Genomic DNA, 10137 nt, shown 5'->3' on the forward strand with positions numbered 1-10137 from the left:
GGGTCGAGACCCTCAGGGTCCGACGCGGGATGGATTTCGGTCATGGCGGCGAGGAGACCCCCTCCCCGCGGGAAAGACAAGTCAGAAAAACAAGCTAGGCGCGATAAGGGGGATTATCCTTTTTGGCCGACCTACATTACTAGTTGCTAAGACATCTTACGCCATCACGATCTAGATTTTGGGCGTCAACCAGTCACTCAACTTGGACCACCGGCGTCGCGCATTGCCGTTCTTGACGGCGATGGCGAGTGCTCGCCGCTGGCCGACCAACACCACGAGCTTTTTTCCTCGTGTGATTCCCGTATAGAGAAGGTTCCTCGCCAGCATCGTATAGTGCTGGGTCATTAACGGAATGACGACAACCGGATACTCTGAGCCTTGGCTTTTGTGTATCGTCGTCGCATAGGCGAGGACGAGTTCGTCTAGTTCGCCAAAGCTGTAACTGACCTCTCTGCCCTCAAAGATCACGGAAAGCTCACCCTCCTCAGGATCGATGCCAGATACCACGCCAAGGTCACCATTGTAGACGTCGCGCTCGTAGTCATTCGAGGTCTGCATGACCTTGTCGCCGATGCCGAACGTCCAACCAAAGCGTTCGACTTTGATCTCGCCAGGAGGATTGAGCGCTTTCTGAAGCTCGATATTGAGCGATCGGGCGCCCATTCCGCCGCGGTTCATCGGACAGAGAACTTGAATATCGCTCACAGGGTTCATGTTGAATCGTGCGGGGATTCGCCGCTGCACCACGGCCAGGAGTTTAGCCACGCCATCCTCTGGATCACTGGCGTCCACGAAATAGAAATCTGATCCGTCGTGGGGCTGTAATTCCGGCATAAGCCCTTGATTGATCCGATGCGCATTGACGATGATCTGGCTCTCGGCTGCCTGCCGAAAGACCTCGGTCAGTCTGGCAACCGGAACGCTAGCGGCTGTGATGATGTCGGCCAGCACTTGGCCCGGCCCGACGGACGGCAGCTGATCGACGTCACCCACCAGGAGCAAAGCGGCGCTGTCAGGAAGCGCCCTCAGCAATGAACGCGCGAGTGGCACATCGACCATGGACGTCTCGTCGACAACCAGTAAGTCGCAAGACAACGGATTAGTCTCGTCTCGTTTGAATCCGCCATTGCGCGGGTCTGCCTCGAGCAACCGATGGATCGTCCGCGCTTCCAGTTTGGTACTTTCGCTCAGGCGTTTGGCAGCCCTGCCCGTGGGGGCACATAGGGTGACATTCACGCCCTTAGCTTTGAGCACTTGAAGGATCGCATTGACGAGCGTCGTCTTACCGACCCCGGGACCGCCGGTGATCACCATGACCTTGGACGCCACGGCGAGACTAAGGGCCTCGCGCTGGCTCGTGGCCAAGGCCAGGCCGGTGCGCTTTTCTATCCATGGGATTGCACGTGCGGCATCAATCCCCAGCCATGCGGGTTGGCCATTGGCTAGCGCACGCAGGCGATCGGCAATCGCCTGTTCGGCGCGGTAAAGGCCTGTCAGGAAGATGCATCGCACCCCTCTCACGGTATCAGCGACCAGGTCACCACCGTCGAGCTCTAGGCCGAGTGCCGTCTCAACCAACGGCGCTTCCACCGAGAGAAGCGCGGCTGTCGCGGTTAAGACCTCCACCTCAGGCAGTCCGCAATGGCCTTCTCCGGTTGCTTCTGCGAGGGCGAAGGATATCCCTGCCCGCACGCGGATCATCGCCGTGGGTTCAATGCCAAGTTTCTGCGCAACCTGATCTGCTGTCCGGAATCCGATCCCCTTGATATCGCGTGCCAGGCGATAAGGATTCTCGGTGATCAATTGGACCGCCTCGGCACCATAGGTCGTGTAAATCCGTACGGCACGGGAGGTGCCCACACCATTCGTGTGAAGGAACAGCATGATCTCTCGGATGATCTTCTGCTCGGCCCAGCCGGCGATAATCCGCTCAGCGCGTTTTGGGCCAATTCCTGTCACCTCGCGCAGTCGAACCGGCTCAGCCGTAATGACATCGAAAACCGCTTCTCCGAAGGCCTGGACCAGTTTCTTGGCGTAAATGGGGCCGATGCCGCGGATCATCCCCGAGCCGAGGTATTTCTCAATGCCTTCCAGGGTCGTCGGCGGGGTCGCCCTCAGGAATTTTGCCCGGAACTGCAGGCCATGCGCTCGGTCATTGACCCAGGCGCCTGACATTTGGACCCACTCGCCAGCGGCAATCGAGGCCGCATGGCCAACCACAACAATGAGATCGCGATGGCCCCGCGCTTTGACGCGCAGCACACAAAACCCGCTTTCCGCATTGTGAAATGTGACGCGCTCGACGAGACCCGCAAGCGCCTCTTCGGGTTGCGTTTGGGCTCGCTCACGTGACATGCGGCTCACCTGGGGGAAGATACGATATTCCTTCCGCCAGTTTGATACTGGCCTTCACGCTTATATCACAGATGAGCAAACCTTGGCCGGTCCCCGTGCCTGGGTCCATCTTCAAAGCATGCGGTTACGAGCGCAGGACCGATCCGTCCTTGACGGACGCGGAAGGGAATGATGTGGCAAGCCCCTCCCCGCCTCGGTTAGGCCGGATGGGGATGCGACGGACCGACCGCCTTTTTCAAGGCGCGGCGGGGCTTTTTCGCAGGGCGCGTGATCAATACATCCAGCGGGATATTCCAAGCTTCATGGAGGATCACTGCCTGCTGTGCGCTGATCGACCGCTTGCCCGCAAGGAGTTCGGATGCCTTCGGGCGCGAGCCGAGCAGCTTGGCGAGATCTGCCTGCGTCGCACCTCGGAACTCCATCGACATTTTCACCGCTTCATGCGGTGCTGGCTTCTGAATCGGCCCGACGATACGGCGCTCATAGTCTTCAACGAGAATAGAAAGCACGGTCAACCGATCACCGTCCGGCGTGCCGACCTCGGGTTCATTCTCGAAATAGCCATCGAGCTCGTTCATCGCCCACCGGTAATCCTGCTCGGTGTTGATGACGCGGATATCCATAACCGTCATCGCCCTATTCCTTCCACGCCCTTGATCGCATCATAGTCCGCATGAGTGCCGACAAACTTCACCTTCACATTGGCGAACTTGTAGGAAACGTGAGCGATCAGCCGATACTTATTGGCGCCTATATCAAAGATCACCCGGCTATCCACGATGAAATCGGCCGTATTGAAGTCTTTTCGCACGTCCGCCGGGGTCTTCCAGACGGCATCAGCTGTCACGGCGTACCAATAGCCTAACGGCTTCTCAGCGGGCGGGTGCGTTTTCCAAAAGGCTTGAAGCGTCGTGAGGCTGAGAACGCGCATGACCATCTTTTACATTGTTCCCCATTAGGGAACAAACCTAGATATCGTCACGGGACCATCCCCATGCCAAGTGCTCTATCTAGATGACAAGCGAGAAAAGGAAGGAAGGCGCGATAAGCGGCGTTATCACGCGTAGATTGACGTGAAGGGGAAGCAGACGACGGAATCTTGGCCGTACAAGATGTAAGAATTGGCAGTAGGGAGCGCCGAGACGCCTTCCACAATGCTAGTGCCGCATACCGACCTGTTGTTCATTGGCGGGAACAAAGGCCTGGCGATATGCTTCGCGGTTTGGCGGCAATGCTTTGGTGGCTGAAGTCTAGCACAAAAGGGAGCTTTCACCCGCAATAGAAAAGGATAGGCGTTGTAGCGTGAACGGCCGGTTGCGAAAAACTTATCACGCTACCCCCTTTTTCGAGAGCCTAACGAGGCTCTAACAGCCAAAACTGAGATGCTGGTCTTTGCGTGAAGACCGGCTCGATAAGTCAGCTACATCCCTGCCATATGCAATTTTGCCGACGCCCAGGTCGCGGCCCTAGGGCGCTCTATTATCAGTAGGCAACGCGGTCTCTCGTTGCTGTCGACTTTGCTCAAAATTGCTTTGGAGGGTGAGCCACAAGGAGGCTTAAAGCATTGGCTGGTTTAGAATACCAAGAGACGGACCTTATAAAGGTGGTCTTCCCTGGGGCCGCCGGCCCACAGGGCAATTATATCCGTATGTTTGGATGCCACCGGGGTCGCGTGCACATTCCAAGACGAGGTGGTTAATATTTGTACAATATATTGAAATATATGCAATTTTCTCCATTTACTGTCAACAGTTGGCAAACAACTTCTCTGTTTGTCACCAGCTGCTTCAGCCATCAATTTGATGCCAAAAAGACGACTGTTGGCAAACAGTTAGTCGCTATAAAGAAATCTTTGTGACGTTTGTTAGCCAACTGTTGATCATCTGTTGGTTAAAAGCTGTCTGTTTATCGATAAAAAAACGTCTGTTGGTTTTCTAATAGCCAACTGATAGACGACAGTTGGCAGTTTGCCAACTGTCGTTTCAATGGCGATATACAAGCTGCGATTAGCTGTCTAACTGTCAACAGATCGAAAACTGACAACAGTTGACTAACTGTCGGTCAATTGGCAACCTATGGCCAACAGTGTGATCGAGGTTTGTATGCCGACCATTTCATTCGCGAGTTCTAAAGGGGGCGCAGGGAAGAGTACTAGCGCAGTGCTGCTTGCTACAGAATTGGCGGAGCGGGGGACGACTGTGACGATCATCGATGCTGATCCCAACCAGCCCGTCAGCCGATGGAGTAAGAAGCCTGGTGTTCCCAATGGCCTGACCGTCGTAGCCAACGCTACCGAGGAGACCCTTATTGATAGCATCGACGAGGCTGCTCAGAAGACAGCATTCGTAATAATAGACTTAGAGGGTACAGCAAACATAATGGTCGCGCAGGCGATGTCGCGCTCGGATCTCGTCATCATTCCGACAAAGGGATCCGAGTTGGACGCCATCGAGGCAGTCAAGGTGATTAAATTCGTTGCGCGCCAGGAAAAGGCCTATCAGAAAAAGATCCCGTTCAGCGTCCTTTTCACGCAAACAAATCCAGCCGTTAGACCAAGAACCTTGAAGAGCTTGGAAAGTGATATGCTTTTACAAGGGATCCCGCTATTCGATGTGGCAATCCACGAACGAGATGCTTATCGAGCCATATTTTCATATGGCGGTTCATTGTCCGGCCTGAACACAAGTGCCGTGGGTGGAATTCCAGCAGCAACGGGAAATGCCAAGAAGTTCGTGGCAGAGGTCGTAGCGTTATTAAAAAAGCAACAGTCCGCTGAAGAGGCGAGGGTGGCGTGATGTCTGGTACAAGACCCTCTATTTTTGAAGACGACGACTTGGACCTTGGAAGCTTCTCGCCCAAGGTGGAGTCTATCAGACCGCCTGTGAAGGCCGAGACAGTGAGGGAAGTGGCCGAGCAAAGCGGCTTTCACAGTCGGGCACCTAAGAAGGCAGAGAAACTTGTCGAGCTGCCAGTCGCGCCGTTGCGGCCATCCCTTAAAAAATCTGGTCGCACGGTCCTCTTAAACGCTCGTATCACTCAACAAGCTCATGACCGCTTCCATGCCATCGTTGAGGCAGAGCGCCTGCGGTATGAGCGCGGCGAGATTATGCACCGCCCTACTCTTGGAGAGATCGTTGAGCGGGCTCTGGGTGCCTTAGAAAAGCACGGGGAGGGAAGGGGCCTTAAGTCGTCTAAGTGATGGCTTATTGTGGACAGTTTGCCAGCTAATTGACGACAGTTGGAAGGCAATTTCACCGATATTTTTTTAGTAGCGTGATGTTTCTCTGGGTCCGCCGGGCTTTTAGTTTGATCTTTACCGGGGTGGGTGAAATTATCGAGTTTGATCTCTACCGGGAAATCAGAGGGATTTAATTGAGTGAACTTTGGCTGAAACAGGTGGCCTCGAGGGGAGGAGACTGACGCCTCGATCACCAACATCTACGTGTGCATCTGGATAGACAGCCAGAGCGAGCTGTAGATTTTCTAGGAAAGTCGGACGAAAATGGTCCATACGGGAAAATCCGGTCCCGAATTGGCCCTTGAGTGCAGCCCAGCTTACGGCACGAGGTCCTTGCAGCACATGGAGTCGGTAGGCAAGCCAGCAATACAGGTCGAGGGCCATGGAATGGCCCTGCAACGCCCGGATAGCAGCTTCATCTAGCGGAATTGGATGGCGCCGCAGCTGATCCCAAAAGGTTTCAGATAGTCGAACTTTGTCCAAATAACTTTGATCTTTACCGGGGCCTCCGTCATCCAAAAACAGGGCACCATCCACCAGATTTTGATTCAAAAGCCCTGTTTTTCCGCCATTCGAGACTTGGAAGCTTAGGCGACAGCGGCTGAGGCGCTCGGCTTGATCACGAACACCCTTGGCATTTGGACCTCCAATAGGGATGCCCATTCTGAGCATCCACTCATGCATTGAACGGCCCAGTTCCACATCTCTAGAGCCCGTTCGGAGCGCCTGCGTCATTAAATATAGCATAATGAGACGGGCTCGTGAGCCGTAGGGAACTCCGATTGGAACAGGAACACCGTCACGGACAGGTCGTCTGCCTGGCTCCACCAGGAGCAGCACGTGCTCTGTCTGAACCTGCCAAACGGCGTCGTCCTTCAATTTTCGATGGGGGAGGGCGGCCTGTGCGAAACCACTATAGATGAAACCTACGCCACCTTCTTCGTCGGCCATAAAATCAGCGGCAGCATCGATAACGCGACGATCGAGATCAAAGGCAAGAGCACCTTGGCGCCCGTGCTGTTCTAAGAGCTTATGAACCTTGCCCATAATGGCGACCTCCGACCGTTCGACAATTTGGATCGGTTTTGGTGGATTGTCGCTTTGATATTTACCGGGACATCTAATTGAGGAGATATTTGTAGAGTTAGTATGACCCGGTAGATATCAGGGGATAACTGCTTAAGTGATTGACTTTAAAATAGAGTCACGTCGACTTTAGTCCCGGCAGATATCAAACGTCGACCGGTAAATATCAGAGCTGAACTACCCCGAACAAAACACGCTACCCCGGTAAATATCAAATTTGGATCCCGACTCGCGCTCCCGGTAAATATCAAAAAGTGACACTCATCCAGGGTGATAGCTCTGTCAGCTAACAACTTGTTTTGAGGCGTTTCTTACGCATGCCCTGTTAGTCACTAACAAGCTTAACTTGTTTAGAAACGGCGACAGATGTCTTGTTAGACTCTAACTAAATACGCATCCTTTTATCAAAAAGATGAACCGCGCCGGGATTGTAGGAGACCATTTGTCCCGAAGTCCGTGCCCGAGTGGTGCGGCTGGTGTTGGAGCATGAGGCCGACCATCCGTCGCGCTGGACGCCATGGTGTCCAGCGCCGAGAAGATTGGTTGCTCGGCCCATACGCTGAGTGAGTGGCTCAAGAAAGCCAAATTGAATGAATTGTGTTAGGCGAATGAAATCCTGCGCAAGGCCTCAGCTTATTTCGTTCAGGCGGAGGTCTTCTACCGCCCCTTCAACAAATGGCGGCATTCGTTGACGCGCATCGCGCGGCTTACGGGGGCGAGCCGATTGCCAAGTCCTGCAGATCGCTCGGTACGAAGCCATGGACCAACCACTCATGGCCGCCTAATTTGATCAAACTCGTCTCCGCTAATCCCGGCGTGGTTCAATCGATCCTAACCCATTGACTCCAAGCAATCTGAAATTTGCATTGTTGAGACCTAACAGTGGGTGGTAATCTCCACGGCGGAAGGGAGCTTTAACATGCCAGCAGTCGCCCGCACTATCTCGATCACCGAACACCACGACGCTTTCCTGTCAGACCAGATTGCTCAAGGACGGCACGCCAGCACGAGCGAAGTCGTCCGCGAAGCTCTGCGTCGGTATGAAGATGATGTTCGTCGTGAGGAAGCTCACCTTGCTTACCTGAAGAGATTAGGTGACGAAGGTGAAGTCGCTATTGACAAAGGCGACTACATCGACGTGCCCCACGACCAGCTTGGCAGCTTCCTTGACAGCCTCGGCCGAGAAGCCCGCAGCGAGTGACGAGGCTCGACTATCGGTTCTCAGGACCAGCTCAGCGTGAAGTCGTTCAAATCCTCCGAGCCTCGACCGTCCGCTTTGGCGCTCCGGCAGCTCTTCGGTACCAGCTTCTAATCGGCCAAGCTGTCTCGGATTTGACCGAAAACCCGACCAGAGCAGGAGTCCGGCAGGTAGATGGCCGCCTGCACTATCACCTGCGGCACTCTCGCAGCCGGGTCGCCGGTGATAAAGTGCGCTATCCTCGGCACGTGCTGGTCTGCCGAATTGAAAGAAGCATGCTCGTGATTATGGCTGTCGGACACGATGCAATGGAAGACGGGATGGTTAGACGTATCGAGGAAGGCGATGGCAGGTAATGCTAAGAGCGATAGCTGCCGCAGTAGTTCTCCTGATTCCAGTCCACCATGCTATTAACCAAATCGGACTGAATCTAGGAAGCCGTTTAGTTTAGGAGACTGTGGCCAAGGCAAAAACGGCTCCAAGCATTGTTGTGACATCTGTCATGCGGGAGACATCAGTGCCGAAGATAATAGCATTGACGATCGATCTTGAAAGCGAATTGCACGAAGATTTTAGACGTTTTGCAGACGCAAAACATCACACCCCAGAAGAAGCGGCTTGTGAGTTGATTATTGAATCATCAACAGCTGCAGGAGCACTGCTAGGCAGGCTATGGAAGCAGTTCTCGTCAGTAGCGAGGGCTGACGGAGCCATTGGTCTGACGAAAGTGTGTTGGGGTGGAGCAGCCGCCCGTGGTGAAGCTGACTGTGAACTGGCCTAGGGCATCGCTGAGATATTTAGCAGTGTCGTAATCGGCGGTGCCGCAGAACTACTGGGTCGTATTGGCCAGGAAGCTCTGCCAGCGGGGATAGACGGCTTTGAGCTGCGAAAGTCCTGTACGAAAAGCCAGAACTGAACGCCCTAGCCACGGAGGATGGTGATGTTGTCCGCGAGGCTGTCCATGCGGACGAGCTGGCCGAATTCATCGAGGAAGAAGGCGACCCGCGCCTCCGGGTTGCTCTGGGTCGCCACCATGGCATTGAGCGCCAGGCCGATGAAGCCGCGCACGAAGCCAAGGCAAGGCCGCAGGCGATGAAGGGGGGAGGGCGATATAGACCGTCATTCGGCGGCGTTTGCGGTCGCGGAGATCGAAATCGGTGCGGTTGAGTGTGGCGGCCAGGCGCGGGTCATCCAGCCAGGCGGTGTGGCGTATGGCGGTCGAGAGGACAGAGGCCCGTTCCCGCTTCGGGCGGCCGAGGTGCGTGGTTGCCGTGCGGGCGACGAACCTGTGTCCGCGGAGCGGGTCCTCGAGCATATGAGCGAGGGTCTCCGCCCAATTGTCCTCGGAGCCCGTCGTAAGGCTCCTGTGGAACTGCGATGACCTGCGTCGCTACTTGGCTAATAACACTGGGTCACTGACCGACTAGGAATTTCTACTCGCCCGTGGTCCTTCATTCCTGGCCTATCGAAACCCGCCTCTTACATTGTTTGATGGGATCAACTCCAGGAACTGTATCCGTAATCTTTGCATGGCCCGACCCACTTCGGCCCAGTAAGTTGCAACTCTAGGCGCCACTGAAAAATTGCCAATAGCAGATTGGAATTATTTTTCTCTCTTGCTTGTTTTTCGTTGTTAAACAGCCAGTCCGCGCGTCGATGCGGTTCGATACGGTTCAATACCTCGATCAGCGATTGCTTATCTCTGATAGGAGAAAATGGATTGGACGGTACTTTTTCCATTAAGAAACGTTAAAACGTTATCGCGCGTATGGCTTCTCGCTATTTAGGACTAGATGTTTGGTCCCGGGATTTGGCGGAACTGACTTTGCGTGAATCTTGATGGTTCTTTTTCCCGGGTTTGACAACCAAATTCGTAGGGTGTGAGGTTACGAAGAGTTTTTATCCACTGTCCAAAATTGTAGGCCGCGATGAAGTCGGCCGAGTGTTGCCGGAGATGGTCGTATCTCATACTGTTTGGCGACGGATCTTAGGCTCTTTTGACTAGCCTGTGTTGCTCGAAGGATTGCCGCAGTCGTTGTATCGTTCCCATGGTGAGTCTGGCCATAGTGCTTCCTTCAACTCCTGCAAGAAGAGTTGCACCACTAAATATTGGGGTCAAACATCTCTAGAGCGTGTCATGCACCTTGCATGAGATTTGCGGCTTGTTTGAGCATGTAGCGGACGAACGCGATGACGTGGAAACCAGCCAGGGTTGTAGCCACACGCTCATAATCTTTGACGAGCCTGCGGCACCGTGTGG

Annotated in this window: 9 protein-coding genes, 4 pseudogenes and 1 other annotated feature; of the genes and pseudogenes, 5 read left to right on the forward strand and 8 right to left on the reverse strand. The window is 54.4% G+C overall.

Going from position 1 to position 10137, the window contains the following annotated elements; all coding sequences use genetic code 11:
- Positions 1-171 precede the first annotated feature (171 nt).
- The 3 genes from recD2 to ASILVAE211_RS25210 form a co-directional block, all read right to left on the reverse strand.
- On the reverse strand, positions 172-2355 hold the full coding sequence (recD2, locus tag ASILVAE211_RS25200) for an SF1B family DNA helicase RecD2 (RefSeq protein ID WP_227324127.1): 2184 nt from the start codon (positions 2353-2355) through the stop codon (positions 172-174).
- A 197-nt stretch (positions 2356-2552) separates the two neighbouring features.
- Complete coding sequence (locus ASILVAE211_RS25205; protein ID WP_227324128.1) at positions 2553-2987, reverse strand: helix-turn-helix domain-containing protein; 435 nt, start codon at positions 2985-2987, stop codon at positions 2553-2555.
- Positions 2984-3286, reverse strand: a complete 303-nt coding sequence (locus ASILVAE211_RS25210; RefSeq protein WP_227324129.1) for a type II toxin-antitoxin system HigB family toxin — start codon at positions 3284-3286, stop codon at positions 2984-2986. Before ASILVAE211_RS25210 ends, ASILVAE211_RS25205 begins: the two co-directional genes overlap by 4 nt.
- A gap of 1171 nt (positions 3287-4457) precedes the next feature.
- On the opposite strand from ASILVAE211_RS25210, the gene ASILVAE211_RS25215 reads away from it, so the two are divergent.
- On the forward strand, positions 4458-5150 hold the full coding sequence (locus ASILVAE211_RS25215; RefSeq protein WP_227324136.1) for an AAA family ATPase: 693 nt from the start codon (positions 4458-4460) through the stop codon (positions 5148-5150).
- A 563-nt stretch (positions 5151-5713) separates the two neighbouring features.
- Here ASILVAE211_RS25215 and ASILVAE211_RS25220 read toward each other — a convergent pair.
- Positions 5714-6640, reverse strand: a complete 927-nt coding sequence (locus tag ASILVAE211_RS25220) for a replication protein RepA (RefSeq protein WP_227324130.1) — start codon at positions 6638-6640, stop codon at positions 5714-5716.
- Positions 6641-7119: 479 nt separating this feature from the next.
- Between ASILVAE211_RS25220 and ASILVAE211_RS25225 the strand changes: the two are divergent.
- The 4 genes and pseudogenes from ASILVAE211_RS25225 to ASILVAE211_RS25240 all read left to right on the forward strand — a co-directional run.
- Positions 7120-7444, forward strand: a pseudogene (locus ASILVAE211_RS25225) (IS3 family transposase); the annotation flags it as partial.
- Positions 7310-7428 (forward strand) — a sequence feature (AL1L pseudoknot). (Overlaps the previous pseudogene by 119 nt.)
- A 154-nt stretch (positions 7445-7598) precedes the next feature.
- A complete protein-coding gene (locus ASILVAE211_RS25230; RefSeq protein WP_227324131.1) occupies positions 7599-7880 on the forward strand; it encodes a type II toxin-antitoxin system ParD family antitoxin in 282 nt (93 codons plus the stop codon).
- Positions 7877-8233, forward strand: a complete 357-nt coding sequence (locus ASILVAE211_RS26620; RefSeq protein WP_227324132.1) for a type II toxin-antitoxin system RelE/ParE family toxin — start codon at positions 7877-7879, stop codon at positions 8231-8233. The genes ASILVAE211_RS25230 and ASILVAE211_RS26620 overlap by 4 nt, the downstream gene beginning before the upstream one ends.
- Before the next feature lie 101 nt (positions 8234-8334).
- On the forward strand, positions 8335-8658 hold the full coding sequence (locus ASILVAE211_RS25240) for a hypothetical protein (protein ID WP_227324133.1): 324 nt from the start codon (positions 8335-8337) through the stop codon (positions 8656-8658).
- Between the two features lie 140 nt (positions 8659-8798).
- On the opposite strand, the gene ASILVAE211_RS25245 is transcribed toward ASILVAE211_RS25240, so the two are convergent.
- From ASILVAE211_RS25245 to ASILVAE211_RS25260, 4 genes and pseudogenes are all read right to left on the reverse strand, one after another.
- The gene (locus tag ASILVAE211_RS25245) at positions 8799-8945 is read right to left on the reverse strand and encodes a type IV secretion system DNA-binding domain-containing protein (RefSeq protein WP_319799645.1); all 147 of its coding nucleotides are present in this window, start codon (positions 8943-8945) and stop codon (positions 8799-8801) included.
- Positions 8946-8979: 34 nt separating this feature from the next.
- Positions 8980-9192, reverse strand: a pseudogene (locus ASILVAE211_RS26625) (type IV secretory system conjugative DNA transfer family protein); the annotation flags it as partial.
- A 474-nt stretch (positions 9193-9666) separates the two neighbouring features.
- Positions 9667-9840 (reverse strand): annotated as a pseudogene (locus ASILVAE211_RS25255) (IS481 family transposase); the annotation flags it as partial.
- A 172-nt stretch (positions 9841-10012) separates the two neighbouring features.
- A pseudogene (locus tag ASILVAE211_RS25260) lies at positions 10013-10137 on the reverse strand (IS5/IS1182 family transposase); the annotation flags it as partial.

The sequence above is a fragment of the Acidisoma silvae genome (assembly GCF_020618775.1).
GTDB classification, from domain to species: Bacteria; Pseudomonadota; Alphaproteobacteria; order Acetobacterales; family Acetobacteraceae; genus Acidisoma; species Acidisoma silvae.